Source organism: Mycolicibacterium lutetiense, from assembly GCF_017876775.1.
Classification (GTDB): Bacteria; Actinomycetota; Actinomycetes; order Mycobacteriales; family Mycobacteriaceae; genus Mycobacterium; species Mycobacterium lutetiense.
In genome coordinates, this window is sequence record NZ_JAGIOP010000001.1 from 57890 (window position 1) to 83981 (window position 26092).

General features: G+C 67.5%; 31 protein-coding genes and 1 riboswitch. Of the genes, 13 read left to right on the forward strand and 18 right to left on the reverse strand.

Annotation, left to right across the window (positions count from 1 at the left end):
• Positions 1–350: 350 nt before the first annotated feature.
• Together JOF57_RS00305 and JOF57_RS00310 are read right to left on the reverse strand one after the other, a co-directional pair.
• Positions 351–674 carry a hypothetical protein gene (locus JOF57_RS00305; protein ID WP_209912548.1) on the reverse strand — a complete coding sequence of 108 codons (324 nt, stop codon included), beginning with the start codon at positions 672–674 and terminating at the stop codon, positions 351–353.
• 43 nt (positions 675–717) lie between these two features.
• A complete protein-coding gene (locus JOF57_RS00310; RefSeq protein ID WP_307869929.1) occupies positions 718–1281 on the reverse strand; it encodes an LpqN/LpqT family lipoprotein in 564 nt (187 codons plus the stop codon).
• A 354-nt stretch (positions 1282–1635) separates the two neighbouring features.
• Between JOF57_RS00310 and JOF57_RS00315 the strand changes: the two genes are divergently transcribed.
• Positions 1636–1971, forward strand: coding sequence for a cupin domain-containing protein (locus JOF57_RS00315; protein ID WP_209912552.1), 336 nt, complete (start codon positions 1636–1638; stop codon positions 1969–1971).
• A 4-nt stretch (positions 1972–1975) separates the two neighbouring features.
• Here JOF57_RS00315 and JOF57_RS00320 read toward each other — a convergent pair whose 3' ends face one another.
• Positions 1976–3625, reverse strand: a complete 1650-nt coding sequence (locus JOF57_RS00320) for a DNA repair helicase XPB (protein ID WP_209912554.1) — start codon at positions 3623–3625, stop codon at positions 1976–1978.
• 43 nt (positions 3626–3668) lie between these two features.
• Positions 3669–5924 (reverse strand): helicase-associated domain-containing protein, encoded by a 2256-nt coding sequence (locus tag JOF57_RS00325; RefSeq protein WP_209912556.1) that lies wholly within the window; start codon positions 5922–5924, stop codon positions 3669–3671.
• 58 nt (positions 5925–5982) lie between these two features.
• Between JOF57_RS00325 and JOF57_RS00330 the strand changes: the two genes are divergently transcribed.
• The 4 genes from JOF57_RS00330 to JOF57_RS00345 are packed head-to-tail and all read left to right on the forward strand — an operon-like array spanning position 5983 to position 7589.
• Positions 5983–6180: a hypothetical protein gene (locus tag JOF57_RS00330; RefSeq protein WP_209912558.1), complete on the forward strand. Its 198-nt coding sequence runs from the start codon at positions 5983–5985 to the stop codon at positions 6178–6180.
• A 2-nt stretch (positions 6181–6182) separates the two neighbouring features.
• Complete coding sequence (gene moaC / locus JOF57_RS00335; protein WP_209912559.1) at positions 6183–6656, forward strand: cyclic pyranopterin monophosphate synthase MoaC; 474 nt, start codon at positions 6183–6185, stop codon at positions 6654–6656.
• Positions 6653–7129, forward strand: coding sequence for a MogA/MoaB family molybdenum cofactor biosynthesis protein (locus JOF57_RS00340; RefSeq protein WP_209912561.1), 477 nt, complete (start codon positions 6653–6655; stop codon positions 7127–7129). Before moaC ends, JOF57_RS00340 begins: the two co-directional genes overlap by 4 nt.
• A gap of 31 nt (positions 7130–7160) precedes the next feature.
• The gene (locus JOF57_RS00345; protein ID WP_209912563.1) at positions 7161–7589 is read left to right on the forward strand and encodes a molybdenum cofactor biosynthesis protein MoaE; all 429 of its coding nucleotides are present in this window, start codon (positions 7161–7163) and stop codon (positions 7587–7589) included.
• Between the two features lie 3 nt (positions 7590–7592).
• On the opposite strand, the gene JOF57_RS00350 is transcribed toward JOF57_RS00345, so the two are convergent.
• From JOF57_RS00350 to JOF57_RS00365, 4 genes are all read right to left on the reverse strand, one after another.
• Positions 7593–8366, reverse strand: a complete 774-nt coding sequence (locus JOF57_RS00350; protein WP_209912565.1) for a transglycosylase family protein — start codon at positions 8364–8366, stop codon at positions 7593–7595.
• Between the two features lie 8 nt (positions 8367–8374).
• Positions 8375–8559, reverse strand: a riboswitch (cyclic di-AMP (ydaO/yuaA leader).
• A 247-nt stretch (positions 8560–8806) separates the two neighbouring features.
• Positions 8807–9070 (reverse strand): MoaD/ThiS family protein, encoded by a 264-nt coding sequence (locus JOF57_RS00355; RefSeq protein ID WP_209912567.1) that lies wholly within the window; start codon positions 9068–9070, stop codon positions 8807–8809.
• The gene (moaA, locus tag JOF57_RS00360) at positions 9071–10147 is read right to left on the reverse strand and encodes a GTP 3',8-cyclase MoaA (RefSeq protein ID WP_209912568.1); all 1077 of its coding nucleotides are present in this window, start codon (positions 10145–10147) and stop codon (positions 9071–9073) included.
• Complete coding sequence (locus JOF57_RS00365; RefSeq protein WP_209912570.1) at positions 10144–10536, reverse strand: YccF domain-containing protein; 393 nt, start codon at positions 10534–10536, stop codon at positions 10144–10146. The genes moaA and JOF57_RS00365 overlap by 4 nt, the downstream gene beginning before the upstream one ends.
• 161 nt (positions 10537–10697) lie before the next feature.
• On the opposite strand from JOF57_RS00365, the gene JOF57_RS00370 reads away from it, so the two are divergent.
• Together JOF57_RS00370 and JOF57_RS00375 are read left to right on the forward strand one after the other, a co-directional pair.
• On the forward strand, positions 10698–11108 hold the full coding sequence (locus JOF57_RS00370; RefSeq protein ID WP_209915639.1) for a cold-shock protein: 411 nt from the start codon (positions 10698–10700) through the stop codon (positions 11106–11108).
• A gap of 32 nt (positions 11109–11140) precedes the next feature.
• A complete protein-coding gene (locus tag JOF57_RS00375; RefSeq protein ID WP_209912572.1) occupies positions 11141–12163 on the forward strand; it encodes a glutathione S-transferase family protein in 1023 nt (340 codons plus the stop codon).
• Here JOF57_RS00375 and JOF57_RS00380 read toward each other — a convergent pair.
• Positions 12152–12661, reverse strand: coding sequence for a DUF2771 domain-containing protein (locus JOF57_RS00380; protein WP_209912574.1), 510 nt, complete (start codon positions 12659–12661; stop codon positions 12152–12154). The two genes, JOF57_RS00375 and JOF57_RS00380, sit on opposite strands and share 12 nt — an antisense overlap.
• Positions 12658–14265, reverse strand: coding sequence for an MFS transporter (locus JOF57_RS00385; protein ID WP_234937769.1), 1608 nt, complete (start codon positions 14263–14265; stop codon positions 12658–12660). Before JOF57_RS00385 ends, JOF57_RS00380 begins: the two co-directional genes overlap by 4 nt.
• A gap of 141 nt (positions 14266–14406) precedes the next feature.
• Here JOF57_RS00385 and JOF57_RS00390 point away from each other — a divergent pair, with 141 nt between their 5' ends.
• Entirely contained in the window at positions 14407–15189 is a 783-nt protein-coding gene (locus tag JOF57_RS00390) for a DUF3027 domain-containing protein (RefSeq protein WP_209912578.1), read from the forward strand.
• A gap of 7 nt (positions 15190–15196) precedes the next feature.
• On the opposite strand, the gene JOF57_RS00395 is transcribed toward JOF57_RS00390, so the two are convergent.
• The gene (locus JOF57_RS00395; protein WP_209912579.1) at positions 15197–15649 is read right to left on the reverse strand and encodes an SRPBCC family protein; all 453 of its coding nucleotides are present in this window, start codon (positions 15647–15649) and stop codon (positions 15197–15199) included.
• Between the two features lie 9 nt (positions 15650–15658).
• Positions 15659–15922, reverse strand: a complete 264-nt coding sequence (locus JOF57_RS00400) for a DUF2530 domain-containing protein (RefSeq protein WP_209912581.1) — start codon at positions 15920–15922, stop codon at positions 15659–15661.
• Between the two features lie 85 nt (positions 15923–16007).
• Here JOF57_RS00400 and JOF57_RS00405 point away from each other — a divergent pair, with 85 nt between their 5' ends.
• From JOF57_RS00405 to JOF57_RS00415, 3 genes are read left to right on the forward strand one after another with little or no spacing between them, the layout of a single operon-like run.
• Positions 16008–16439: an Rv0880 family HTH-type transcriptional regulator gene (locus JOF57_RS00405; RefSeq protein ID WP_209912583.1), complete on the forward strand. Its 432-nt coding sequence runs from the start codon at positions 16008–16010 to the stop codon at positions 16437–16439.
• Entirely contained in the window at positions 16436–17257 is an 822-nt protein-coding gene (locus JOF57_RS00410; RefSeq protein WP_209912585.1) for a TrmH family RNA methyltransferase, read from the forward strand. The genes JOF57_RS00405 and JOF57_RS00410 overlap by 4 nt, the downstream gene beginning before the upstream one ends.
• Positions 17258–17277: 20 nt before the next feature.
• Positions 17278–17553, forward strand: a complete 276-nt coding sequence (locus JOF57_RS00415; RefSeq protein WP_209912587.1) for a DUF2537 domain-containing protein — start codon at positions 17278–17280, stop codon at positions 17551–17553.
• A gap of 74 nt (positions 17554–17627) precedes the next feature.
• Here the strand turns inward: JOF57_RS00415 and sepH are convergent, their stop codons facing one another.
• Complete coding sequence (gene sepH, locus JOF57_RS00420) at positions 17628–18440, reverse strand: septation protein SepH (RefSeq protein ID WP_209912588.1); 813 nt, start codon at positions 18438–18440, stop codon at positions 17628–17630.
• A 91-nt stretch (positions 18441–18531) separates the two neighbouring features.
• On the reverse strand, positions 18532–19638 hold the full coding sequence (gene serC / locus JOF57_RS00425; RefSeq protein ID WP_209912590.1) for a phosphoserine transaminase: 1107 nt from the start codon (positions 19636–19638) through the stop codon (positions 18532–18534).
• Between the two features lie 301 nt (positions 19639–19939).
• Here serC and JOF57_RS00430 point away from each other — a divergent pair, with 301 nt between their 5' ends.
• The gene (locus JOF57_RS00430) at positions 19940–20956 is read left to right on the forward strand and encodes an AurF N-oxygenase family protein (protein WP_209912592.1); all 1017 of its coding nucleotides are present in this window, start codon (positions 19940–19942) and stop codon (positions 20954–20956) included.
• A 41-nt stretch (positions 20957–20997) separates the two neighbouring features.
• A complete protein-coding gene (locus JOF57_RS00435) occupies positions 20998–22656 on the forward strand; it encodes a 4Fe-4S binding protein (RefSeq protein WP_209912594.1) in 1659 nt (552 codons plus the stop codon).
• On the opposite strand, the gene JOF57_RS00440 is transcribed toward JOF57_RS00435, so the two are convergent.
• From JOF57_RS00440 to JOF57_RS00455, 4 genes are read right to left on the reverse strand one after another with little or no spacing between them, the layout of a single operon-like run.
• Positions 22653–23204, reverse strand: a complete 552-nt coding sequence (locus JOF57_RS00440; RefSeq protein ID WP_407666548.1) for a nucleoside/nucleotide kinase family protein — start codon at positions 23202–23204, stop codon at positions 22653–22655. The genes JOF57_RS00435 and JOF57_RS00440 overlap by 4 nt on opposite strands.
• Positions 23191–23946 (reverse strand): energy-coupling factor transporter transmembrane component T family protein, encoded by a 756-nt coding sequence (locus JOF57_RS00445; protein WP_209912597.1) that lies wholly within the window; start codon positions 23944–23946, stop codon positions 23191–23193. Before JOF57_RS00445 ends, JOF57_RS00440 begins: the two co-directional genes overlap by 14 nt.
• Positions 23943–25427, reverse strand: coding sequence for an ABC transporter ATP-binding protein (locus tag JOF57_RS00450; RefSeq protein ID WP_209912599.1), 1485 nt, complete (start codon positions 25425–25427; stop codon positions 23943–23945). The genes JOF57_RS00445 and JOF57_RS00450 overlap by 4 nt, the downstream gene beginning before the upstream one ends.
• Positions 25424–26041: an ECF transporter S component gene (locus JOF57_RS00455; protein ID WP_209912601.1), complete on the reverse strand. Its 618-nt coding sequence runs from the start codon at positions 26039–26041 to the stop codon at positions 25424–25426. The genes JOF57_RS00450 and JOF57_RS00455 overlap by 4 nt, the downstream gene beginning before the upstream one ends.
• Positions 26042–26092 lie beyond the last annotated feature (51 nt).

Here is a 26092-nt window from a genome sequence, read left to right on the forward strand (position 1 = left end):
GGCCGGGCCGGCGGCTCAATTGGCGGAATTGGCGACCGGTGCAGGGCGGTTGTTGGGTCCATCGATGACTACACCCCAGTTGAAAGGACCCCGCAATGTCCATCATCCGATTCCACGAGACGACCACTGCCACAGCCGAACAGTTCGTCGCCGGGCTCACCGATTTCGGGCCCGGTAGATCGCAGCTCTTCAAGAACAGCGCCGACGGGTACCTCAAGGTGCACATCTTCCGCGCTGAACCGGGAAGCGACTCAGCTGCCCGACTGGGCGATTGCGCCTGCTCTAGTGGTGCCCAAGCACGATCATTTGATGTGTCGGTGCTTCGTGGTCCCGCGCCATCTGGCCGTCGGTTACCGAGCCGGCCAGGTGGTGCGGGGTGCAGGACCCGCGGGCGGCTGCGGCTTCAGGTTCGCACCGGGCTGCGTGCCGTTCTGTGCCGCGGCCAGGCACGTTCCGAGCCGGCCGGGAATGCAGGGTGCGGTTCCGCCCGTGCTTCGCGGCGTGCCGATGATGTTCCGGTCGGTCGTCGACCAGCACATTCCGGTGCGGGGATCCAACTGTTGGTTGGCGGCGCACGCCGCGTATGCCGGTGGAGCGGTGATGACCGGGCCTGACAGGAACAGCACGAAGCCGACCAGTGCCAACAGCAGCGTGGAAGCTTTGATTCGGGTCATTCTCAGGGTCTCCATCATTTGCGGATGTGACCGCGGCCGGGCGCTAGGCGGCGGTAATCGTCGTGCGGTCATTGATCCACTGCATGGCGTCGAGCACGATCTGTGAATCGCTCTCCATCGCCGTGCCGTTCAGTTGGACGACGAAGAGTGCATCCGGACCGGGCACCACAACCGTTTTCTGGGCGACGAAACGCGTTTTGCCGTCATGGAGGTACGTTCCGGCGTAGTCAACGGAATTGAACCCGCCGATGGTGCGCTCGGTGGCCTCACCGCGCGGTTTGAAATCAGGCATGTTGTCCAAAAGTCCCGACGCATATTCGAGCACTTCGGGGGCCTCCACGTCGCCGGTGAGTTTGTTGGCGATCGCGGTAATGGTGGGGGGATCCGCGGCATCCCGGGGTTGGTCGTAGACGATGGCTCCGAAGGCCCAATCCGGTATCTCGGTGGCCAAGCTCCAGTTCTCGGGGAGGGCGAGGTCGAAGGTCGGGGCCCCGGGATCGCCTGGCGCGAAAGGAACTTCGGCGATGTTGTGCTCGACGATATAGTCATGCAGGGTTTCGTCGAGACCGTCCTCCAGCTTGGGCGGTTGATCCTGCACGGCGGTCACCGCTGTCGATTCGGAGGTTGAGGATTTCTGTTCGCCGGACGGTCCACAACCCGCGACAGCGAAACTGAGGGACGCGGCCATCAGGCCGGTCGTTGTCGCCACCAACATTTTTCTCATGGGATCGGTTCCCTTTTCGTCGTGGTAAGGCTCGAGTCGAGAGTATCGGCACCGGTGTTGCGTGAGCGTGTTTGCGCGGAATTTGATTTGCGAACTCGGAAACGGATCGGCGTCGTGGTATCGCCGTCCGGGCGGACGCGGGCTACGCGACGGGGGCGATAGTCTGCCAAGGGGTCACAAAACCGGTCGCCGGACCGGCTTCGTCAGCCCGACCCCGTCGGAAGGGAATGCACCGCCATGGAGAAGATCTCGCTCACCGCGATTGCCCGTCAACAGTTGAGCTCCGCCCGTGCGGCCAGCAGTGGACGCAGTGCAACCACGGTCTACGGCGGGCATGAGCACCAGTTGCGTCAGACGGTGATCGCTCTCAAAGGTGACACCGGTCTCGACGAGCACGAGAGCCCGGGCGAGGCGACCCTGCAGGTGATCGAGGGCCGGGTGAAGCTGGCCACGGCCGAGGCCAGTTGGGAAGGATCGCCGGGCGATCACATCGTGATCCCGCGTACCCGCCACAGCCTGCATGCACTCGAGGATTCGGTGGTGCTGTTGACCGTGGTGAAGCCACACGCCTAGATCGTTAGATGGGGGGGCCGAGCAGGTCGTCGGCGTCCTTGATGACGTAGCCGTAGCCCTGCTCGGCCAGGAAGCGCTGGCGGTGTGCGGCGTACTCGGCGTCCAACGAATCGCGTGACACCACGGAGTAGAACACCGCACCGCCGCCGTTGGCCTTCGGACGCAGCAGCCGGCCCAGGCGCTGTGCCTCTTCCTGGCGGGAGCCGAAGGTGCCTGAAACCTGAACGGCGACAGATGCTTCCGGCAGGTCGATGGAGAAGTTCGCCACCTTGCTGACCACCAGCGTGGAGATCTCGCCGCGGCGGAATGCGTCGAAGAGGGCCTCGCGCTCGGAGTTCTTCGTCGACCCCTGGATCACCGGGGCATCCAGCTCCTGGCCGAGTTCTTCGAGCTGATCCAGGTAGGCGCCGATCACCAGCGTCGGCTCGCCGGGGTGACGTTCCAGGATCGATCGGACCACCGCGATCTTGGTGTGCACCGTCGAGCACAGTTTGTAGCGTTCCTCGGGCTCGGCGGTGGCGTAGAGCATCCGCTCGTTGTCGGTCATCGTGACCCGGACCTCGATGCACTCGGCGGGCGCGATCCAGCCCTGGGCTTCGATGTCCTTCCACGGCGCGTCGTAGCGTTTCGGCCCGATCAGGGAGAACACGTCGCCTTCGCGGCCGTCTTCGCGGATCAGGGTCGCCGTCAGGCCCAGTCGCCGCCGGGACTGCAGATCGGCGGTCATCCGGAACACCGGTGCCGGCAGCAGGTGCACCTCGTCGTAGATGATCAGCCCCCAGTCACGGGTGTCGAAGATCTCCAGATGCTTGTACTCGCCCTTGGTGCGGCGGGTGATCACCTGGTACGTCGCGATGGTGACCGGCCGGATCTCCTTCTTCTCACCCGAGTACTCGCCGATCTCGTCCTCGGTCAGCGAGGTGCGGGCCACCAGTTCGCGCTTCCACTGCCGCCCGGCCACCGTGTTGGTGACCAGGATCAGCGTCGTCGCGCCGGCCTTGGCCATCGCGGCCGCTCCGACCAGGGTCTTGCCGGCGCCGCACGGCAGCACCACCACGCCGGAGCCGCCCGCCCAGAACGAATCGGTGGCCATCTGCTGGTAGTCGCGCAGCTCCCAGCCGTCCTGGGCCAGGGCGATCGGATGGGCCTCGCCGTCGACGTAGCCGGCCAGGTCCTCGGCGGGCCAGCCGATCTTGAGCAGCATCTGCTTGATGTGACCGCGCTCGCTGGCATGCACCACGACGGTGTCGTCGTCGAGGCGCGCGCCGAGCATCGGGGCGATCTTCTTGTGCCGCAGCACCTCGGTGAGCACCGCTCGATCCAGGCTCACCAGGACCAGGCCATGCACCGGACTCTTCACCAGTTGCAGCCGTCCGTAGCGGCCCATGGTGTCGACGACGTCGACCAGCAGTGGCTGCGGCACCGGGTAGCGGGAGAAGCTGACCAGGGCATCAACCACCTGCTCGGCGTCGTGGCCGGCCGCGCGGGCGTTCCACAGTGCCAGGGGCGTGATGCGGTACGTGTGGACGTGCTCGGGGGCGCGCTCCAGCTCGGCGAACGGCGCGATGGCGGCGCGGGCCGCTCCGGCCTGCTCGTGGTCGACTTCGAGCAGCACCGTCTTGTCGGACTGCACGATCAGTGGGCCGTCAGTCATTCTCGGCTCCTCGCAGGAATCATCTGGTCCATTATCCAGAAACCTAGTTATCGGCCGAAACCACCGAGGTGACGCGGTGGATGGCGAACTCGCGGACCCGCCCGGCGGCCGGATCGAATGCGGTCAGCTGACCGCCGCGCACATTGATGGGGGAGACCACCCGCTGCGTGGCCACCCCGGCCGGGTCGACGTATCCGATCACCACGGAGGTCTGGTTGATCGCGGCCTCCTGTAATTGGGTGATGGCCATCGCCGGGTCCAGGCGCACACTGGCGAACGGTCCCGACGCCACCTTGCGCAGCACCGCGACGATCGCGCCGAGAGTCTGGGCTGTCGGCGCGGTGGGTGGGCGGTAGACGCGGCGCCGGGTCGGTGCGACGACGCGCGCGCCGCGGGCCCTGATGTCGACGACGGCGCCGGTGGAGTCTTCGGCGGCGGGCGCGAACCCGGCTTCGCGTAGCGCGGTAAGCATGTCGGCGATCGGTGCCTGCGACACTGCCACCGTCGGGGCCAGCAGTCGCAGCTCGAGGCGGTCGGCGCCCGGCGAGGCGACTGCCTGGGCCAGCAGTGCCGGATCCTCACACCGCAGGAACGACGTGGCCATCCCGACGCGCAGCTGACCGTGGCGGCGGGCGACGTCGTCGATGAGATAGGTCAAGCCTTGCGGCACCGGGGTTTTCGAATGTTTCTCGAACAGGGTGTGCAGCTCGCTGGCGGTGCGCCCGGCATCGAGTGCACGCCGGATGGACGCTTCGCTGATCCGGTAGACCATCGCCGCGCCCGCCGATTCGACGGTGGCCACCTCGGCCAGATGTTCGGCCAGCTCCCGCTCCAGCGGTCCGGGCACGATTACCGTGAGGTCGGCCTGTAGCAGGAAGTGGTCGAGTGGTTTGGGGAGCGCCTTGGCCATCGCGGCCAGTACGTCCACGTCGGGGTCGCCGGCCAATATCCCGCGCGCCGGGGTGCTGATCGCACCGCGGCCCACCATGCCCAGGGCATGCGCTTCGGCGAGCAGGCCGCCGACCGTGGCCGGCTGCAGGCGCACCGCCCAGCGCGGCCGCCGCCAGACCATCGCGCGAGCGGCTTCGGCGCTGTCGACCCCGCTGCCCGGTGCCAGGTCGGCCAACACGCTCAGCAGCAGTCTGCGGTCCAGGGGAGCTGCGGTCGAATACAGCGAATCCGACAGTGCAGCAAAGGGTTTGTTGTCCGGGCCGCGGCTGCCGATCAGCGCTGGCCGGGCCGGCAGGTCCAGCCAGGTCGAGGCCAGCAGCTGCCAGCGGGTGGCAGTCGGGGATTCGACGAACCGGTCTGCGGCCACCGTCGGCGCCCAGTAGGGTCCGGTCCCGTCACCCGGGTCCGGTTCGGGCATCCCGGCCGCGATCAGCCCCGCGCCGGCAGCCAGTTCCAGGAGGAGCCCCAGCCGTGGTTCGTCGATACCGGTGGTCTTGGCCAGCCGTTTGACGTCACGCACCCCGAGCCCGCCGTTGCGCAACTCGGGAACCGGTGTGATGCCGAGGGTTTCGATGATCAGGTCAATCTCGCGCAGCAGATCGATGGCCGCACCGGCGGCCGCTGCGTTCACATCGGCAGGCGTTGTCGAGGACGTCTGGAGTACCGGCGCGGTCAACTCCGTCGGGCCGGGCGCCTCACCGCGCATCACCTGACCGATGATCCGGGGCAGGATCACGGTCTCAGCGTCGATCCGCCGCAGCAGTCCGGCCTCGAGCAGTCGCGGCACCGGCCGGTCCGGCGGGGTGTCGGGGGCCGCGTCGCGGGTGCGGCCCATGGGTGAGCCCTCCAACAGGCGGGCCAGCAGATCGTTCTGGGCGTCGTCGAGCTCCCCGAGCAGGCCGGCGATCTCGTCGGCGCTGCGGTCGGACACCTCTTCGGTGGCCTGCCCGACGAACCACGGCAGGCCGGAAGCCACCTCGGGTGCCACCCGGACCGCAGTGTCGCCCCAGACCAGGGCCCGCTCACGCAGATCGTCCAGCGCGGCCATCACGTCCCCGGCGCCGACGCGCTCGCCCAACAGTTTTCTCACCTCGGATACCGGGACGGCGTGCGTGTCGGCGTGCAGGACCAGCAGTGCGTCCAGCACAGCCAGCTTCAGGAAGTCCAGGGAATCGGTGGCAGCCTTGACCGACTGGCGTGAGGTGGCACGCGCGGCAAGCGCGGCAATCGTCCCCGGGGGTGGCTGGCTCAGGTCGGGCCGCAGTTCCAGCAGGCGGATCAGGGCCTTGTCATCGAGGTCGGACAGCCAGGCACCCAGCGGGAACCCGGGAGTCTGTGCAGCGGTCATATCCTGACCAGGGTAAAGCAGCCCGCCGGTCTCGCCACCGGATGAGGAGCCTGCCACAATGTGGGGCGTGGCTGACAACAAGAAGAACCATTACGTCGACAACGGCTGGCCCGTGCTCTCCGACGGCGATGATCACGCCGTCAGTGAGCTTGCCACCGACCGCACCGGCGCACTGTCCCCGTTCGGCGACCTGACCTTTCCGTTGCCGGCGGAAGACCTGCCATTCATCCAGTCGGCCACCGTCGTCAACAGGTAACAGTGGGACTGTCGCACCTCGACGAGTCCGGCGCGGCACACATGGTCGACGTCTCGGCCAAGGCCGTGACCAAGCGCACCGCGGTGGCCGTGGGCACGTTGCACACCAGGCCGGATGTGGTGGCCCTCATCGCCTCGGGTGGCCTGCCCAAAGGTGATGCGCTGGCCACTGCACGGATCGCCGGAATCCAGGCGGCCAAGCGGACTCCCGAGCTGATTCCGCTGTGCCATCAGTTGGCGCTGACCGGCGTCGACGTGGCCTTCGACGCCCGTGACGCCGAGGTCGCCGTCACTGCCACCGTGCGCAGCACCGACCGCACGGGGGTCGAGATGGAGGCCCTGACCGCGGTGAGCGTCGCCGCGCTGACGCTGTACGACATGATCAAGGCCGTCGACCCCGCCGCGCGCATCGACGACATCAAAGTGGTGCGCAAAGAAGGCGGTAAAACGGGATTGTGGGAAAGAACTACTCAGTGACGCGTTCGGCGCGGGTCATCATCGCCTCCACCCGTGCCGCTGCAGGGGTGTACGACGACCGGACCGGCCCGCTCATCGTCGGCTGGCTCTCCGATCGGGGATATGACGTCACCGAGCAGATGGTGGTCGCCGACGGACATGCCGTCGGCGATGCCCTGCGAGCCGCCCTGGCTGAGCGCGTCGACCTGATCATCACGTCCGGTGGCACCGGTATCTCGCCCACTGACGCGACACCGGAATCCACCTCGGCGGTACTCGACTATCAGATACCCGGCCTGGCCGATGCCATCCGGCGGGCCGGCGCACACAAGGTGCCCACCGCGGTGTTGTCCCGCGGCGTCTGCGGCGTCGCCGGACGCACCCTGATCGTCAACCTGCCCGGGTCGCCGGGCGGGGTCAAGGACGGGCTGGGCGTACTGGCCGGCGTCCTGGAGCATGCATTGGACCAGCTGGGCGGAAAGGATCACCGATGAGCGCCTGTGCGAAGAGGAGAAGGACCTGCCGGTGAGCGCATCTGTCATACGCGTCGATCTGACCGACACCCCGATCTCGCTGACCGAATACGAGGCGCTGGTGGCCCATGAGGCAGCCGGAGCCGTCGTTGGGTTCTCCGGGGTGGTGCGTGATCACGACGGTGGCCGTTCGGTCATTCGGCTGGACTACTCCGCGCACCCCCACGCGCTACAGACGTTGGAAGAAGTTGCCGCCGAAGTCGCCGCACAGGCCACCGGGGTACGTGCGATCGCGGTCAGCCACCGCATCGGCACCCTGCACATAGGAGACGCCGCCCTGGTGGCCGCTGTGGCAGCGGACCATCGCAAGGCGGCGTTCGAAACCTGTGCCCGCCTCGTCGACAGCGTCAAAGAGCGGCTACCGGTGTGGAAGCACCAGTATTTCTCCGACGGTACCGACGAGTGGGTCGGTTCGGCCTGAAAATCAGCCGTTGATAACGATGTTGCCGTCGAGGCCCTGGTTCTCGATGGCCTGCTGGATCTGATCGTAGTAGCTGACCTTCTGCGCGGGGGCAGGCGCCGCTTCGGGAGCCGGGGCCTCAGGGGCGGGCACCTGCAGTGCAGCGTCGGCGATCGGGGCGGCCTCAGGGGCCGGGGCCAGCGCGGCGTCCATCGGGGCTGCCTCGGGTGCCGGGGCGGGGGCCTCGGGTGCCGGGGGCAGGTTCTCCGGGGCAGGCGGCAGGTTCTCGGGCGCGGGCGGCAGCGGGGCGTCCATCGGGGCTGCCTCGGGTGCCGGGGCCGGAGCGTCCGGGGGCGGCGGCAGTTCGCCGTTGACCGCGGGTGCGTCCAGCGGCGCGGGGGCGGGCTCGTTGACCAGGTTGCGCGGGGTGGCGCTCGAGAGGCCGCGGCCGCAGGTGGGCCAGGCGCCCTTGCCCTGAGTGGCCAGAACGCGCTCGGCGACGGCGATCTGCTCTTCCTTGGTGGCCATGAAGGCAGTGGGTGCGTATTCACCACCGCCGTGACCGGACCACGTGCCGGGGGAGAACTGCAGGCCACCGTGGTACCCGTTGCCGGTGTTGATGGCCCAGTTGCCGCCTGACTCGCAGCGGGCGACGGTGTCCCACTCGCCGTCGGTCGCGGCCATTGCCTGGCTGGCCATCGCGAGGCCGCCGCCTGCGATGGCAACGCCGGTCACCGCGATCTTCGCGGCGTTCTTGGCTGATGAAGACGTGCTGGGCTTGCGATGCCGTCCGCTCATAAGCGTGAAGGTCCTCTCGTATGCGCCCACGAGGTCAGCTGTCGGGTTCGGGTGGGAGAGGTTACCCGGCCGTCGTCGTCGAAACTCTGACGGCTTCACCCCAAGGGGCCGCAAGCGGCTCCTGGTCCTGAGATAAATCGGTGGACCGGTTGGGTCCCCCGTCTCCATCCTTGTTGTTTGTCGTTAACCCCTGCCCGATGGATGGAGCTCGGCGCGTCGGTTCGGGGTGGGCCAACCGATTAGGGTCGGTTGACTTGGAAATGAACGTTAACTGCTGCCGGCTATCCCGTCACGTTTAGCGGCCTCGGGCGTTTTGGCTCGGAGCAAACTCTAAAAGTTGTTTAAAGGTGCAGGTTATTTTGGCGTTGTCGCAGGTGGGCGAAGGGCTCCACCGCGCCGTAGCCAGCTCGTGACCATTTCGTTATGTGATGCAAATCACGTTATCCTCCGGCGAAGGGGGGTAACACATCGATGGTCTGAGGCGTTGACACCGGCTTGTTCAGATCGCGGACGGCCACTCCGTCGCACAGGTATGAGCAGCGCTTTAGGACGTGCGCGAGGTCTGAGCCGCGGCCGCTGAGTTGCTCGACGAGCGACGCGATCGTCGCATCTTCTGCCAAATCTAACGTTTCCGTATCAACTCCGGCAGCCGCGGCCGCAGCAGCGAAATAGCGGACCGTCACGGCCACGGTGTGCCCTGTCATCTAGCCGCCGATCGCGCTCATGGGCCGCGCGGGCTGCACGAAATCCGGGTTGTTGATGCCGTGCCCCGCGGGCTTGCCCCACATCGCGGTCCGCCAGGCTGCCTCGATGGCGGCGTCGTCGGCGCCGCCGCGCAGAAGCGCACGCAGGTCACTCTCCTCGGTGGAGAACAGGCAGCTGCGGATCTGGCCGTCGGCGGTCAACCTGGTGCGGTCACAGGCGGAACAGAAGGCGTGTGACACCGAGGCGATCACCCCGACGGTGCCCGCGGGATGCTCGGCGCTCTCGGCGACCTGCCACAGCTCGGCCGGGGCCGAGCCGCGCGGCTGCGGATCGGGCCGCAGATCGAAATGCTTCTGCAGCGTGGCAAGGATGGTGTCCGCGTCGATCACCCTGCCGCGCTGCCAGGTATGTCCGGCGTCCAGGGGCATCTGTTCGATGATCCGCAGCTGGTATCCGTGGTCCAGGCAGTAGGCAACAAGGTTCACCGCGTCGTCGAGACCCGATACCGGGTCCAGTACGGCGTTGACCTTCACCGGCGCCAGCCCGGCCGCCTTGGCGGCCGCCAGACCGCCGAGCACGTCGCCCAGTCGGTCTCGACGCGTGATCCGGGCGAAGTGGGCGGCGTCGACGCTGTCGAGCGACACGTTGATCCGGTCCAACCCGGCCGCTTTGAGAGCCGCCGCCCGGCGGTCCAGCCCGATGCCGTTGGTGGTCAGCGTGATCTCCGGGCGGGGGCGCAGTGCTGCCACGGCGGCGACCACATCTTCCAGATGGCGGGTGACCAACGGTTCGCCTCCGGTGAACCGCACGCTGGTGATGCCGAGGCGGGTTACGGCGATGCGCAACAGCCGGTCCAGTTCGGGGGTGCTCAGCAGCGCCTCGCCGGGCAACCAGTCCAGGCCTTCGGCGGGCATGCAATAGGTACAGCGCAGATTGCACTTGTCGGTCAGCGAGACCCGCAGATCGGTGGCCACCCGGCCGTAGGTGTCCACCAGCGGGCCGCTGGCCGGGGCCGGCCCGGCGGCCGGGTGACTGGACCCGCCCACCGCGGGCAGGCCGAGTGAGGTCAGCGTCATGCCGGCACCTTCACCGAGTCGACCGGGACGATTTCCTTGCCCAACGGGACCAGCGAGACCGGGATCATCTTGAGATCGGCCAGCGCCAACGGGATTCCGATGATGGTGACGGCCATGGCCACCGCGCTGACCAAATGTCCCAGTGCCAGCCACCAGCCGAACAGGACGATCCAGATGATGTTGCCGACGAGGGCGCCGGGCCGGGTTCCCGGCTTGTCCACGATCGTGCGGCCGAATGGCCACAGGGCGTAGGACGCGATACGCAACGAGGCGAACCCGAACGGAATGGTGATGATCAGGACGAAGCAGATCAGTGCGGCCAGCAGATATCCCAGCGCCAGCCACAGGCCGCCGAAGATCAACCAGATGATGTTCAGTATCACTCGCATTACCGGCGCAACTCTCTCCCAGAGGTGGTTGCAAGCCTACCGAGTAATAGGGGTGAAGCACCCGGCCAGGTCCGAGTAAGATCGCTCCATCGCGTCCCGGCGCTAACGGGACGCGACCTTTATGTGTGTAGTAGTTCTGACAAGACGAGCGGGTGAGTGCAGTGCCGACCGGCAAGGTGAAGTGGTACGACGCCGAAAAGGGCTTCGGCTTTGTGTCCCAGGAGGATGGCGAGGACGTCTATGTGCGTTCCTCGGCGTTGCCCGCGGGCGTCGAGGGCCTCAAGGCCGGTCAACGTGTGGAGTTCGGCGTGGCTGCCGGCCGTCGTGGCCCGCAGGCGTTGAGCGTCAAGCTCATCGATCCGCCGCCGAGCCTGAGCCGGTCCCGGCGCGAGGCGGAGCGTCCCGAGCACAAGCACACTCCCGATGAGCTGCACGGCATGGTTTCGGACATGATCACGCTGCTCGAGGACATTGTGCAGCCCGATCTGCGCAAGGGTCGCTACCCCGACCGCAAGGTCGCGCGCCGGGTGTCCGAGGTCGTCAAGGCTGTCGCGCAGGAGCTCGACGCCTAGTACGGGCTTGTGCGACGGGGGACACTGAGGCGATGGCCCAGGGTTCCTACGTCGCAGGCACGTCGACGTCCGGTGAGTTCAACCGCGACACCAACTACATCACCACCCGCATTACGCGCGATGGCGCTGACGGCTATCCCGTCGAGGCCGGCCGGTACCGGCTGATCGTGGCGCGGGCCTGCCCGTGGGCCAACCGCACCATCATCGTGCGACGCCTGCTGGGCCTGGAAGGTGCTCTGTCGATTGGCTTCTGTGGCCCGACGCATGATGCACGCAGCTGGACGTTCGACCTCGATCCGGGCGGGCTCGACCCGGTGTTGAAGATCCCGCGGTTGCAGGACGCGTATTTCAAGCGCGACCCGAACTACCCGAAGGGCATCACCGTGCCCGCCATCGTCGAGGTGGCCACGGGTGCGGTGGTGACCAACGACTTCGCCCAGATGACACTGGACTTCTCCACCGAATGGACCGCGTATCAGCGCGACGGCGCCCCGCAGCTGTATCCGGAGCCGTTGCGCGGGGAGATCGACTCGGTGGCCAGGCGCGTCTACACCGAGGTCAACAACGGTGTGTATCGCTGTGGATTCGCCGGCTCACAGCAGGCCTACGAGGCCGCCTACGATCGGTTGTTCGTGGCGCTGGACTGGTTGAGCGACCGGCTGAGCACCCAGCGTTTTCTGGTGGGCGACACCATCACTGAGGCCGACGTCCGGTTGTTCACCACGCTTGCCCGGTTCGACCCGGTCTATCACGGCCATTTCAAGTGCAACCGGTCCAAGCTCACCGAGATGGATGTGCTCTGGGCGTACGCCCGGGATCTGTTCCAGACACCGGGCTTCGGCGACACCGTCGACTTCGTCCAGATCAAGGCGCACTACTACATCGTGCATTCGGACATCAATCCGACGCAGATCGTGCCCAAGGGTCCGGACCTGGCCGACTGGCTGACCCCGCATGGTCGGGAAGCCCTGGGCGGCAGGCCTTTCGGCGACGGCACTCCGCCCGGCCCGACGGCGCAGGGTGAGCGGGTACCGGCCGGTCACTCAGCGGGTTAGCGCGGGCTTGTCCGGCCAGACGGTGCTGATCGACCATTCGGCGTGGGGCAGCGCGAACTCCTGGCCGTCCTGGTCCTGGACCAGGGTCAGCAGCTGTACGGCCAGGCCGGTGAGCCGGCCCCGGTCGGGATCGACCGTGGGGATGGTGACGGCGAGCGTGGCTTTGGGCGGGAAGTACGTCACCGTCGTGTCGATGGGGTTCTCGTACACCCGCAGCAGCCGCCAGGGTGCGCGGGATACCGCGCTGGGCACCGAGAGCTGCACCGGACTGTTCTCGGTGACGGCCAACTCGCCCGCGTCACGCGGTTCCTTGCAGTCGTCGAGGTTGAGCACCTCGCAGTACTGGAACGGGCCGACCCGCACCGAGTGTCCGTGGGAGTACGCGCTGATCTCGGGCAGTCGATCGCCGCGCGCACTGTGCAGGCGCCAGACCCCGACCGAGGTGCCGGCGATGGCCAGCACGATCACGGCAGCCAGGACTGCCAGGGTGCGCTTCATCGGGACTCCCACTGTGTTGTCGGGGCTGCCGCGGAACGGCTGCCGCCTTCTTGTGCGGCATGGACCGGGCGATTACCGCCCAGGCCGGGAATCAGTGATTCGCCGCGGTAGCTCACGATCGTCTGCGCCAGTCCGAGTATCAGCACGGCCGTGATCGTAGTGAACCCGACCGTGAGGTCCGTATAGATCAGCACCCCGGTAGCGCCGCCGATCACCCAGGCCAGCTGCAGCACCGATTCCGACCGGCCGAATGCCGAGGCCCGCGAGGCCTCGGGGAGATCGTCCTGCAGGGATGCGTCGAGTGAGGCCTTGGCGATGGCGCTCGCACCCGAGGTGATCAGTGTCGCACCGGCGGCCACCAGCAGGTTTCCGGTGAGCGCGGCGGCCAGCGCGGCAACGGTGACGGCAGCCGCGGCCCGCACCACCAGCTGTGCGGGATGGCCGAGCTTCAGTCGGGCGGCGGCAATGTTGCCGCCGAAGTTGCCGATCCCGGCGGCCACCCCGATCAGGCCCAGGATCAGTAGCTGCTCCCAGCCGCTGGCATCTTGCGATTTGGCGACGAACGCCGGGTAGAGGAACAGGAATCCGACCATCACCTTGATGGTGCAGTTGCCCCACAGCGCGGTGATGGTGTTGCGGCCCAACGGCTGCCGTACGGGCTTGGGCTTGCCGGGGCGACGACGCACCTCACCGTGGCCGTCCGATTGACCGTGGTAACTCAGCGTGGTGGGCACCTCGCCCTCGGTGACCTCGACCCACTTCGGGATCCGCATCGACAGCACCGCGCCGGCGACGCTGACCGCGACGACGACGTACAGCGCCCCGGGCAGTTGAGCGACGTTGAACAGGTATTCGGCCCCCGCGGCGATGCCGCCACCGACCACGGTGCCGCCGAGCAGGCCGAAGGTGGTCAACCGGGAGTTCACCCGGACCAGGTCGATCGACGGGGGCAGCACGCGCGGGGTGACCGCGCTGCGCAGCACCGAGAACGATTTGGACAGCACCATCATGCCGAGCGCGCAGGGATAGAGCACCCAGGACGGGTAGCTTCCGGTGGCGCCGTCGTAGTTGGCGATCAAGATCACGATCAGTCCGGTGCGCAACGCGAACGAAGCCGCCAGCGCCATCCGGCGACCGTGCTGCAGGCGGTCCAGTGCAGGCCCGATCAGTGGGGCGATCACCGCGAACGGCGCGATGGTGATGAGCAGGTACAGCGCGACCTTGCTCTTGGACTCGCCGCTGGCCGCGGCGAAGAACAGTGTGTTGGCCAGTGCGACGGCCATGGCCGCGTCGACGGCGAAGTTCGCCACCACGGGCCAGGTCAGCGCGGTCAGTCCGGATTTGTCGGCGCCGTCGGCGGTTGCCGCGCGGTGCACGAAACCGTACATCCGAGAACCCATTTCGCGGCTGCGCGCCGCGGCGGCCCGGGTGACCGTGACCTTCTCTCCGGCCGCTGACCCGACCCCGTAGGAGCTTTGCGAGTCGTCGTGCCGTGGGTGCTCGGCCGTGTGCTGATCGTCGAGCGGTGGCAGCCAGCGGTTGGAGCTGGGCACCGATTGTCTACGTGGCCGCCGAGGCGTCTCGTCGCTGGGGTAGTTGGCCATTCCGGGATGTTCCGCGCCGTGATCGGCCGGCGGCCGCGGCGGGTAGTAGGTCACTCCCCGATTCTCTCTTATCCGGCGCGCAGTTGGCCGACAGGCAACCGGTGTGGCCTGCGGTCGTCCCGATCAGGCACTATGGAGGCGATGGAAAGCGTGACCGAATCTGCCGAGCAGACCCCACAGATCAGCCCGGCGTCACCGTCGCAGGAGCAGGAGGCGGTGCTTCTGGGCGCCGCCGAGCAGGCTCGTGCGGCGTTGATCGAGTTCAGCGACGAGGGCGCCGTGGGTGAATACCTCGGCGTGAGCATCGAGGATGCTGCCTCGGCCACCTACCGGTTCCTGGCTGACTTGCCTGGTTACCGAGGCTGGCAATGGGCCGTCGTGGTGGCGGCCTACCCGGGTGCCGACCACGTCACGATCAGCGAGCTGGTCCTGATTCCGGGTCCGACGGCTTTGTTGGCGCCGGAGTGGGTGCCGTGGCAGGACCGGGTTCGTCCCGGTGATCTCGGGCCCGGCGACCTGCTCGCCCCCGCGCCGAATGATCCACGTCTGGTTCCGGGGTATGTGGCCACCGGGGATCCGCTGCTCGACGACGCCCCGCTCGATCTCGGCTTCGGTCGGCCCCAGGTGCTCAGTGAGTGGGGTCGGGCGCAGGCGGCGCAGCGCTGGTACGACGGCGACTACGGGCCCGGTTCGGCGATGGCCCGCTCGACGAAACGGGTCTGTCGCGACTGCGGCTTCTACCTACCGCTCGGCGGTGCGTTGGGCGCGATGTTCGGTGTGTGCGCCAACGATCTGTCAGCCGACGGGCATGTGGTGGAGGCCGAATACGGTTGCGGGGCCCATTCAGACACCCCGCAACCGCCCGGCACCGGATCGCCGATGTACGAGCCGTACGACGACGGTGTGCTCGACACCGCCGACTGAGGCGCCCCTAGTTCTCGGCGGCGGCCTTGATCCGCGCCAGCGAGGAATTCATCCCGTCGACGAGTTCGTCCTCGAAGCTGGGGACTCCGCCGAACAATGCGCCGACCACAGCGTTGGACACGGCCGTGGTGCCGTTCTCGGCGTGGCGGGATTCGGTCACCCGGGTGCCGGTGGTGGTCGGCTCCAGTTCGTAGCTCCACACGGTGTTGTTGCCCTCCACCAGGAAGGCCAGCTTCTTGTTGTCGACGACCTCGGTCAGGCGTGACGTGGTGGGCCAGAACATGAACTTGCGCCGGTTGAGGTTGAACGTGCGGGTTCCCGGACGCAGCGGGCCGAGTGGCTTCATCAGCCGGCACTGTGGGCTCCACTGCGGCATCCGGCTCAGGTCTGAGATCAACCCCCAGACCTTGTCAACCGGTGCGTCGATGTCGATGGTGGCTTGCAGTAGGGGTGCGGCCATGGTGTCTCCTCAGGTCAATCCGCTCTGCGCGCCGCGGGATCCGCGGCGCACGGCGCGGCGCTGGATCAGAAAGATGGTCGTGCCGAGAACGCCGATCGCCAGTCCGGCGAGTGTGAACGGCCGCCAGTGTTGCAGACCGCCGACGGCGAAGGTCAGGACGGTCGCGATCAACCAGCCCGTGGCGATCGTGGCAATCACCGGCCAAGGCTCCAGCAGGGCGTTGGGCAGGGCCGGCGGCTGGGGGGCCGGTGTGTCGTTATTGTCCTCGGTCATCGATGACCAACGTATCCGATGCGGTGGGGATTCAATGGTCTTGGTTCTAGCCCTTTACGGTCAGTGCCTCAGTACTATTCCCGATGTGAAAGATCTGGAGTCGCGGCTCGCGAATGACCTGGCCCTGGCGATTCTGCGTCTCGCGCGTCAATTGCGCACGCGGCGTGCGGAATCCCCGGTTTCGCTGACCCAGTTCTCGGCGCTGGCAACGCTCGCCAAGGAGGGTGCGATGACGCCAGGCACCCTTGCGTTACGGGAACGGGTACGCCCCCCGTCGATGACGCGGGTGATCGCCTCACTGGCAGAGCAGGGCCTGGTGGCCCGCGCCGCGCACCCGGTGGACGGACGCCAGATCGTGGTGTCTGCCTCTCCGGCCGGGATGGATTTCGTCGAGGCGGAGCGCCGGGCGAGCCAGGAGTGGCTCCAGATGCAGCTGTCGCGACTGGATCCGGATGAGCGCCAGACTCTGCTCGATGCGACCGATCTGATGTCTGCCATGGTTCGAGAAGGCGTGTGAGTCTGCTGCAGGTAATCGACATCGAGGATCCGGCCGATTCCCGGTTGGACGACTTTCGTGATCTCAACAGTGTGGACCGGCGGCCCGATCTGCCCAGCGGCAAGGGTTTGGTGATCGCCGAGGGGGTGCTCGTGGCTCAGCGCATGCTGGCTTCCAGGTTCGTGCCGCGCGCGCTGCTCGGCACCGACCGGCGCCTGGCGGAGCTGGCGGCCGACCTCGAGGGCGTCGATGTGCCGTTCTATCGGACCGATGCGGACGTGATGGCTGCCGCGGTCGGCTTCCACCTCAACCGTGGAGTGTTGGCCTCGGCGTCGCGGGCGCCGGAATTGTCGGTGGCCGAGGTGATTTCCGGGGCGCGCACCGTGGCGGTGCTCGAAGGCGTCAACGACCACGAGAACCTCGGGTCGATCTTCCGTAACGCCGCCGGGCTCGCGGTCGACGCCGTGGTGTTCGGTGCGGGGTGTGCCGATCCGCTGTACCGGCGGGCCGTGCGGGTGTCGATGGGGCATGCTCTGCTGGTTCCGTTCGCCCGGGCCACCTCGTGGCCCGGTGATCTGGAACTATTGCGGGACAATGGGTTCAGGCTCATGGCGATGACGCCGGACCCGGCGGCCGCGACCCTGTCGGAGGCGATGACGCAGCTCGACGGGGACCGGGTGGCGGTCCTCGTCGGCGCCGAAGGCCCGGGGCTGACTGAACACACGATGCGTGCCAGTGATGTGCGCGTGCGCATCCCGATGTCGCGCGGCACAGATTCGCTCAACGTCGCCACGGCCGCGGCGCTCGCGTTCTACGAGCGCGCCCGGTTCGGAGGCTGACGTCGGGTTAGATTGACACCGTGACCGACGATTCCACGCCGTGGGGGACTGGCCTGACCGTGGCCGGTTTCGTGGCCGCGGTGCTCGGCGCGGCGATCGTGGTGCTCGGGGTGGGACTACTGCGTGTGCATCCACTGCTGGCGCTCGGGCTGAACATGGTGGCCGTCGGCGGATTGGCCCCCACTGTGTGGGGCTGGCGGAACCGGCCGGTGTGGCGCTGGTTCGTCCTCGGTGCATGCGTCGGTGTGGCGGGCGGCTGGTTGGTGCTCGTGGCCGTCGGGCTGACGCAGGGCTGACCTCGAGAGAAAGCACTACACCGAGGATCACAGCCACATGCTGACTGGAATCCTCGGTGTAAGCGGTCAGACGGTCAGGGCTGGGTGCCCGACGAGCGCACGCCCAGCAACACGTCCTCCCAGGCCGGAACCGTCGCACGTGCCTTGCGGCTGCGCTTGGGTGCCGGGGGAGCGGGAGTGGGTGCAGATTCGGCCGGTCGGCTGTACTGCTCGGGCGCTGCGGCGGGCAGCTCGTGCGCCTGATGCGTCTCGTGGTTGTCGAACAGGTGCGGAACCGCGGCGACGGGGCGCAGTGACCGGCCGAAATCAGGGTTGATCAGCTGACGGGCCGCATCGTCCGACGCGGAGACGGTGCCGCCGTGAGCCCCGGGGCTGTATCGGAAATGCGCAACATTGTCCGACCGTCCGGCCTTCCAGGCCAGTTGCACGGTCCAGCGGCTGTCCTCGTTGCGCCAGGCGTCCCACCCGATCGAATCGGGGTCGAGGCCTCGCGCCACGATGGCCTGCGTGACGGTTTCGAGCAACGTCAGCACTGCGGGTCCGTCGGCAAGCACCGGATGCGCCGCGGTGGCCAGCTCGGCAGCGCGGGCACGCTCCAGCAACACCGGATGTGCGAACCGCTCGACCCGCTCGATGGGCACCCCGGCTGCCGTGGCCAGCTGCTCGACCGACGCCCCGGCGCGGATCTTCGCCTGAATCTCCTTGGGCCGCAGCATGTTCTGCACCTCTACATCGATCTCGGGCTGATTCGAGGCGGTCTTGTCTCCACGCATCGCAGCGCGCAACCGGTCATCGACACGCAAGCTGAACGTCTCTTTGGAGTCGTCGTCTTCGCAGATGATGCGCCTGCCGTCCACGTTCAGTCCAACGACTCTGAGTTCTCGCATACCGACCTGACCTCCTTCGCGAACCCTACTGCGTTATCAGCCCGTTACCGGGCTGACACGCTGGCGGAGCCGACGGAGATCGAAGGCTGACTCAGAGCTGGCCGACGACCCAGTCGACACAGGTGGTGAGGGCGCTCACGTCGTCAGGCTCAACGGCCGGGAACATACCGATCCTCAGCTGGTTGCGGCCCAGCTTGCGGTAGGGCTCGGTATCCACGATCCCGTTGGCGCGCAGCACCTTGGCGACTGCGGCGGCGTCCACCGAATCGTTGAAGTCGATCGTGCCGACGACCTGCGAACGCAGGGCCGGATCGGTGACGAACGGGGTGGCGAACGACGTGCCCTCGGCCCATGAGTACAGCCGCTCGGAAGAATCCGCCGTCCGCTTCACGGCCCAGTCCAGGCCGCCGTTGCCGTTGAGCCAGTCGAGCTGCTCGGCGAGCAGGACGAGCGTGGCGATGGCCGGGGTGTTGTAGGTCTGGTTCTTGAGGCTGTTCTCCACCGCGATGGGCAGCGACAGGAAGTCGGGCACCCAGCGGTCCGATGCGCCGATGGCCTCGATGCGGGCCAGCGCCGCAGGGCTGACGATGGCCAGCCACAGGCCGCCGTCGCCGGCGAAATTCTTCTGCGGCGCAAAGTAATACGCGTCGGTGTCGGCGATGTCGACGGGCAGGCCGCCGGCGGCCGAGGTGGCGTCGATCAAGACCAGGGCATCGCCGGCCGGACGCTGCACCGGCACCGAGACGCCGGTCGAGGTCTCGTTGTGGGCCCAGGCGACGGCGTCCACCGACGGGTCGGACTGCGGCTGCGGCGCGGTGCCCGGGTCGGTCTTGACGATGATCGGGTCGCCGACGAACGGGTTCTTGGCCACGCACGAGGCGAACTTCGCGCTGAACTCGCCGTAGGTCAGGTGCAGTGAGCGCTTGTCGATCAGGCCGAACGCCGCGGCATCCCAGAATGCCGTCGAGCCACCGTTGCCCAGGATCACTTCGTACCCGTCGGGAACCGAGAACAGCGTGCGCAGTCCGTCGCGGACGCGACCCACCAGGTTCTTGATCGGCGCCTGCCGATGCGACGTGCCGAACAGATCCCCGGCAGCGGCCAGCGCGGTCAGTTGCTCGGGGCGGACCTTGGAGGGGCCACATCCGAATCGGCCGTCGCGGGGCTTGAGGTCGGCGGGGATGATCAATTCAGCCATGGGACCAGCCTAAAGTCGGCCGCTACCGCGTCAAAATTCGGGCATCGTCGGCGGTGGCGGCGACGGTGTGTGTGTAGCGTCCGCCGTCGGCTTGTACGGCGAGTGAGCGCAATGTTTCTGCGATTGTTTTTCCATCGCGTCCAGGGCTTTCACCTGGTCTTTTATTGTGAAATTGACCGCGTGGGGCACCTATCGGCAACCGATGCAAATCAGGCATGGACATATACTCGATACCTGCGGTACCGTTTGGACAACAAGTGGGTAGATGTAAACCTCAGTCCACTATTAGGAGGTCTGCAACATGGCTCGGACCAAGATGGTCAGGCGCTGGCGCAAGAACATGGACGTCAGCGACGACATTGAGTACGTCGACATGCTCGCAACATTGTCCGAGGGGTCGGTGCGACGCAATTTCAACCCCTACAAGGACATCGAGTGGGATTCGCCGGAGTTTGCCGTCATCCCCAACGATCCTCGGTGGGTCCTCACCGACACCGATCCGCTGGGTGGCCACCCCTGGTACCAGGCCCAGTCCCTCGACCGGCAGATCGAGATCGGCATGTGGCGCCAGGCCAACGTTGCCAAGGTCGGCCTGCACTTCGAGAACATCCTGATCCGCGGACTGATGGAGTACTCGTTCTGGGTGCCGAACGGTTCGCCGGAGTACCGGTACTGCCTGCACGAATCGGTTGAGGAGTGCAACCACACCCTGATGTTCCAGGAGATGGTCAACCGGATCGGCAAAGACGTGCCGGGCATGCCGCGGCTGCTCAAATGGCTGCAGCCGATCATCCCGCTGGCCGCGGGCCCGCTGCCCATCCCGTTCTTCTTCGGCGTGCTCGCCGGCGAGGAGCCCATCGACCACACGCAGAAGAGCGTGCTGCGCGAGGGCGCGAACCTGCACCCCATCATGGAGCGGGTGATGGCGATCCACGTCGCCGAGGAGGCCCGCCACATCTCGTTCGCGCACCAGTACCTGCACAAGCGGGTGCCGAACCTGCGCCGCCGTCAGCGCTGGATCCTGTCGATCTTCGTGCCCCTGACCATGCGCATCCTGTGCTCGGCGATCCTCGTGCCGCCGCGTGCGTTCTGGAAGGAGTTCGACATCCCGCGCTCGGTGCGCAAGGACGTCTTCTTCAATGCGCCCGAGTCGCGCAAGATGCTGCGTGACATGTTCGGCGATGTCCGTATGCTGTGCCACGACACTGGCCTGATGAACCCGATCGCCAAGCTGATGTGGCGCATCTGCAAGATCGACGGGCCGCCGAGCCGCTACCGTAGCGAGCCCCAGCGTGAGCACCTGGTCTCGGTCGCCTGAAGCTCGCCCCCGGAAAGTCGCAAGGTCTACAGAGGTTCTAGATGCCCCACGTGATCACCCAGTCGTGTTGTAGCGACGGGTCGTGTGTCTACGCGTGCCCGGTGAACTGCATCCATCCCTCACCGGATGAGCCGGGCTTCGCGACGGCCGAGATGCTCTATATCGATCCCGAGGCGTGCGTGGACTGCGGCGCGTGCGTGAGCGCGTGCCCGGTGGGCGCAATCGCGGCCGATACCCGGCTGACCGAGAAACAGCTGCCGTTCATCGAGCTCAACGCCGCCTTCTACCCAAAGCGCGAAGGTAAGCTGCCGCCGACCTCGAAGCTGGCCCCGGTGATCGCGGCCCCGAAGGTGACGGCGCGTTCCGGCGGGCCGCTGAGGGTGGCCATCGTGGGTTCCGGTCCGGCCGCCATGTACGCCGCCGACGAGCTGCTGACACAGCGCGGCGTACGGGTCAATGTCTTCGAGAAGCTGCCGACCCCCTACGGGCTGGTGCGTGCCGGTGTAGCACCGGACCACCAGGGCACCAAGCGGGTGACGCACCTGTTCGACACCATCGGTAAGCAACGCGGATTCCGGTTCTTCCTCAACGTCGAGGTCGGTAACCACCTGTCGCACGCCGACCTGCTGGAGCATCATCACGCCGTGCTGTACGCGGTGGGTGCGCCCAACGACCGTCGGCTCGACATCGACGGCATGGACCTGCCGGGTACCGGGACGGCGACCGAGATGGTGGCCTGGATCAACGGGCATCCCGAGTTCACCGGTCTACCGGTGGACCTGAGCCACGAGCGGGTGGTCATCGTCGGCAACGGCAACGTCGCATTCGACGTGGCCCGGGTGCTCACGACCGATCCGGATGTGCTGGCCCGCACCGATATCTCCGATCATGCCCTGGCGGCCTTGCGCTCATCGAAGGTTTCCGAGGTGGTGGTCGCGGCCCGTCGTGGCCCCGCCGAGTCGGCCTTCACCCTCCCTGAGCTGATCGGACTGACCGCCAGCTGTGATGTCGTGCTCGATGAGGCCGATCATCAGCTGGTGGTCGCAGATCTGGCTCGTGAGACGGATCCGCTGACCCGCAGCAAGCTGGAGATCCTGACCAAGCTGGGTGATTCGTCCGTACCGCCGACCCGGCCGAGGATCCGGCTGGCGTACCGCCTCACTCCGCAGCGCGTGCTCGGCGAGGGCCGGGTGACCGGCATCGAGTTCGGTGTCACCGGAACCGACCAGGTGCGGATGCTCGACGCCGGTCTGGTGCTGACCTCAATCGGCTACCGCGGCAAGGCGATTGCCGATCTTCCGTTCGATGACGACGCCGCGGTCGTGCCCAACGACGGCGGCCGCGTCCGCGATACGACCGGGGCCTACGTGGCCGGCTGGATCAAGCGCGGACCCACCGGCTTCATCGGCACCAACAAGTCGTGTGCGGCGCAGACCGTGCACGAGCTGGTCGACGATTACAACGCCGGTGTGCTGACCGATCCGGCGCACAAGCCGGCCGCCCTGGAGAAGCTGGTGCGGACGCGCCAGCCCGCCATGATCGACGCCGCCGGGTGGCAGGCCATCGACGCAACCGAGATCGCGCGCGGTGGCGAAGACCGGCCGCGCGATAAGTTCACCTCGGTGGACGAGATGATCGCGGTCGCCGCGACAGCGTCGAAATCGAGTGTGCGACAGAAGGTTCTGGGCAGTCTGCGCTAATCGGGCGCGGTGAATTCGAATCCGCCCGCGGTCAGTACCGCGATCAGATCGGCGCACGCACTGGGCTGGAACCGCGCGATGAACGCGTCCTCCTGGGCGGCCCACCGGTCCCAGTGCGGCCGGTAGGTCTCGCCGTCGCGTTCCAGTGCCCGACGCTTGCGCTCGGTGCCGTCGGCGTCGACCCAGATGCCCAGATCGGCCAGCGCGCGGGTGGCCGGGGTGAGCGCACCGATGCCCTCGACGATCAGACGTTGTCCGGGTGCGACGGTGTGCCAGGCGCTGGGGGCGGCGGTGTCCCAGTCCCATTGCCGCCAGCGCCCGGTATGCCCGGCCGCCCGCGGCTCGAGCAGTGATCGCCGCACATGTTCTGCGGCCCAGGACAATCCATCCCATCCCGGGTAGATGTCGTCGAGACGTACGATCGCGCTGTCGGTCCATTTGTCGTGCAGCTGAACCGCCAGCGTCGACTTGCCCGACCCGGAACGGCCGTCGATCAGGACGGTCGTCGCCGTGGGGCCCAGGCGGCCCAGGATGTCATCGAGTGCCAATGAAGTTCCAGGTTCCATAGGCCACCGACACGGCGACGGCAACTGCCGCGATGACGAATCCTGCCGCGATCAGAGCGAATTCGCGGATGCCGAACGGCGACGGGCGGGCCCAGGTGCGGGTGGGGTAGGCGCCGAACCCGCGGGCCTCCATCGCGGTGGCAAGCTTCGATCCGCGCCGCACGGCGAATACCAGCAGGGCGAAGGTCTGCCCGGCGATCCGGCGCACCCGGGCGTGGTCGGCAACTCCGCGGGCACGCCGGGCGTAACCGAGATACCGCCAGTCCTGCCCGAGTAGTCCGACCAGACGCAGGCCGGCCAGTGCCCCGAGCACGAACCGGGCCGGCAGTCGCAGAACCTGCCCCAAACCGTCTGCCAATTCGGTCGATTCGACGTCGATGAACAGGATGACCGACGGTAGCGCGATGGCCAGGACCCGCAGGAAGGTGGCTGCGGCCAGGGCGATGGATCCGTCACTGATCGTGACGAGGAAGAAGTGCCAGTACACGGTTCCGCCGGCCTGCCCGTAGAGCAGGATGGTGACCGCGGTGAGCGTGGCTGCGAGGGCGACCACCGCGCCCCGGGTCAGCGCCGCCCGCAGTTTCACACCGATCACGGCGAACAGCACGATCTCACCGACCAGCGCGGTCAGCGCCGACACCCAGTCGACCGACAGCACCAGGACGCCCGCGATGATCAGCGCGGTGAGCAGTCGCGCGACCGGGTTGATCGTGCGCGTGGTCATGGGCACGTCTCCGCGGTGGGATCCCAGTCGGGCAACACGATTCGGGCGTCGGCGAGCAGGCCGGCGAAGTCGAGATCGTGGGTGGCTGCGACGACGGCCGTACCGTCATCGGCGATTTCGGCCAGCAGCCGGGTCAATTCCTCCCACGTGCGACGGTCCTGGCCGAAGGTCGGCTCGTCGAGGATCATCACCTTGGGCGCGGTTGCCAGCATGGTTGCCACCGACAGTCGGCGCTTCTCTCCACCGGAGAGGGTGTAGGGGTTCACCGCGGCGAGATGTGCCAGGTGCAGGCGTTCGAGGAGTTCGTCGGTACGGGTGGTGATTTCGGCGGCGCCGAGCTTGATCGCCCTGGGGCCCAACGAGAGTTCGTCGCGCACCGTGGCAGCGAGGAACTGGTGCTCAGGATCCTGGAACACGCTGCCGATCCGGGTGAGCAGTTCCTTGGAACGCCATCTGACGGGATTGCGGCGTGACGGGGAGGGGGCGAAGCCGGGGTCCGCCTCAAGACGTCCGGCAGGCACGGGTAACAGGCCGCCGAGAGTGAGGGCCAGCGTCGACTTGCCTGCCCCGTTCGGACCCGTGATGACCGTGGTCTGGCCGGCCTCGATCTCGAAGTTCAACCCGACGTGCATCGGGGGATCACCCGGATGTGCCAAGGCGAGATCCACCGCATGCAGCAATGATTCACGTGCTCCGGGCCGGTGGCGGGTGATTTCGGGTAGCGGGGTGTCGGGTACCCAGACGCCTGATCGGACCAGGTAGTCGTGGTTGCGTCGGACGGTCGCGTCCGGTGATCCGTCGGCGATCACCTGACCGTCGGCACCGAGCACGACCACGCGGTCGATGACGGGCAGCCACACCTCGGTGCGGTGCTCGATGACGATGAGCGTCGCGCCGGTCCGCGCCGCCGAAGCGGCAACTGCGTCCCGCACCTCGAGGACACCGACGGGGTCGAGGTTGGCCGTCGGTTCGTCGAGCAGGATCAGCCCGGGATCCATCGCGATCACCCCGGCCAGCGCGAGACGCTGCTTCTGGCCGCCGGACAGCTCCGAGGTGGATTGGGACAGCGCCAGATTCAGCCCCACGGCATCGAGAGCCGTTGCGACCCGCGGCCAGATCTGTTCGCGCGCGACGCCGAGGTTTTCCATGCCGAAGGCGACGTCGTCACCGACCCGGGACAGGATCACCTGGGCGTCGGGATCCTGAAGCACCATGCCGATCCGGTGGCGTTGTTCGGCCGGCGCGGCGCCGTCGACCCGTATAGCGCCGGCCTGCCTGCCCTCTTCGGCGCCGCCGAGCAACCCCGCGATACCGTGCAGCAGAGTCGATTTCCCGGCGCCGGACGGACCCAGCAGCAGCACTCGCTCGCCGGGCTCGATCCGCAGATCGAGGTCGCGAACGGCCCAGGCCGCGCGGCCGGCATGGCACCAACCCCAGTTGTGCGCCGTGACGGCGGCCCCGGTGCCGTGCGGTGAGCTCATCGAGCGTCGGGGCCGATCCGCCCCGAGGCGAACCGGCTCAACGCGCCGGTTTTCGCCAGACCCCTGACCGCGAACCAGGACAGGAGCCCGGCGACGAGCGCGCCCGACACGATCGCCGAGACGGTGTAGATCGCGGCGAACGCGTTGGCCGCACCGGGATACCAGAGGATCAGGTCGTTGACGGCCAGGGCCAGCCCGGCGACGGCCCCGGCGATCAGTGCGACCGGCAATCCCCAGCGGCGGTAGAGGAACACGGCGAAGACCAGTTCGGCGGCGAGCCCCTGCACCAGTCCGGATTCGAGGGTGAGCACCCCCCACTGGTTGCCGACCAGCGCCGATACCGTGGCCGCGACGAGCTCGCCGTACAGGGCTGCGCCAGGCTTGCGGATCACCAGGGCGGTGAGCACGCCGGCGAACAACCATCCGCCGGCGAGCAACGCCTGCAACCCCGGAAGCGCCGCCGTCAACGGTGCGCCGATCGGGTTGGACGCGATGTTCCACACCACGAACACCAGCCCGGCCGCCGTCGCGAGGACGCTGGCGACGACGATGTCCACGACCCGCCAGCGCAGCGCGCGGGCGGCCGGCGTGGTGTCGGTGGGCTCGGGGGTCATCGGTCTCCTTGGTGCTCCTGCATGCCCATTGCGACGGCATGCGCGGCACTC

What these genes read in the sequence shown, in the direction of transcription:
- JOF57_RS00305 (WP_209912548.1), bottom strand. Translation starts at nt 674, where the DNA reads ATGACCCGAATCAAAGCTTCCACGCTGCTGTTGGCACTGGTCGGCTTC.
- JOF57_RS00315 (WP_209912552.1), top strand. Translation starts at nt 1,636, where the DNA reads ATGGAGAAGATCTCGCTCACCGCGATTGCCCGTCAACAGTTGAGCTCC.
- JOF57_RS00320 (WP_209912554.1), bottom strand. Translation starts at nt 3,625, where the DNA reads ATGACTGACGGCCCACTGATCGTGCAGTCCGACAAGACGGTGCTGCTC.
- JOF57_RS00325 (WP_209912556.1), bottom strand. Translation starts at nt 5,924, where the DNA reads ATGACCGCTGCACAGACTCCCGGGTTCCCGCTGGGTGCCTGGCTGTCC.
- JOF57_RS00330 (WP_209912558.1), top strand. Translation starts at nt 5,983, where the DNA reads ATGTGGGGCGTGGCTGACAACAAGAAGAACCATTACGTCGACAACGGC.
- JOF57_RS00350 (WP_209912565.1), bottom strand. Translation starts at nt 8,366, where the DNA reads ATGAGCGGACGGCATCGCAAGCCCAGCACGTCTTCATCAGCCAAGAAC.
- JOF57_RS00355 (WP_209912567.1), bottom strand. Translation starts at nt 9,070, where the DNA reads ATGACAGGGCACACCGTGGCCGTGACGGTCCGCTATTTCGCTGCTGCG.
- moaA (WP_209912568.1), bottom strand. Translation starts at nt 10,147, where the DNA reads ATGACGCTGACCTCACTCGGCCTGCCCGCGGTGGGCGGGTCCAGTCAC.
- JOF57_RS00365 (WP_209912570.1), bottom strand. Translation starts at nt 10,536, where the DNA reads ATGCGAGTGATACTGAACATCATCTGGTTGATCTTCGGCGGCCTGTGG.
- JOF57_RS00375 (WP_209912572.1), top strand. Translation starts at nt 11,141, where the DNA reads ATGGCCCAGGGTTCCTACGTCGCAGGCACGTCGACGTCCGGTGAGTTC.
- JOF57_RS00380 (WP_209912574.1), bottom strand. Translation starts at nt 12,661, where the DNA reads ATGAAGCGCACCCTGGCAGTCCTGGCTGCCGTGATCGTGCTGGCCATC.
- JOF57_RS00385 (WP_234937769.1), bottom strand. Translation starts at nt 14,265, where the DNA reads ATGGCCAACTACCCCAGCGACGAGACGCCTCGGCGGCCACGTAGACAA.
- JOF57_RS00390 (WP_209912578.1), top strand. Translation starts at nt 14,407, where the DNA reads ATGGAAAGCGTGACCGAATCTGCCGAGCAGACCCCACAGATCAGCCCG.
- JOF57_RS00395 (WP_209912579.1), bottom strand. Translation starts at nt 15,649, where the DNA reads ATGGCCGCACCCCTACTGCAAGCCACCATCGACATCGACGCACCGGTT.
- JOF57_RS00400 (WP_209912581.1), bottom strand. Translation starts at nt 15,922, where the DNA reads ATGACCGAGGACAATAACGACACACCGGCCCCCCAGCCGCCGGCCCTG.
- sepH (WP_209912588.1), bottom strand. Translation starts at nt 18,440, where the DNA reads ATGCGAGAACTCAGAGTCGTTGGACTGAACGTGGACGGCAGGCGCATC.
- serC (WP_209912590.1), bottom strand. Translation starts at nt 19,638, where the DNA reads ATGGCTGAATTGATCATCCCCGCCGACCTCAAGCCCCGCGACGGCCGA.
- JOF57_RS00430 (WP_209912592.1), top strand. Translation starts at nt 19,940, where the DNA reads ATGGCTCGGACCAAGATGGTCAGGCGCTGGCGCAAGAACATGGACGTC.
- JOF57_RS00435 (WP_209912594.1), top strand. Translation starts at nt 20,998, where the DNA reads ATGCCCCACGTGATCACCCAGTCGTGTTGTAGCGACGGGTCGTGTGTC.
- JOF57_RS00445 (WP_209912597.1), bottom strand. Translation starts at nt 23,946, where the DNA reads ATGACCACGCGCACGATCAACCCGGTCGCGCGACTGCTCACCGCGCTG.
- JOF57_RS00450 (WP_209912599.1), bottom strand. Translation starts at nt 25,427, where the DNA reads ATGAGCTCACCGCACGGCACCGGGGCCGCCGTCACGGCGCACAACTGG.
- JOF57_RS00455 (WP_209912601.1), bottom strand. Translation starts at nt 26,041, where the DNA reads ATGACCCCCGAGCCCACCGACACCACGCCGGCCGCCCGCGCGCTGCGC.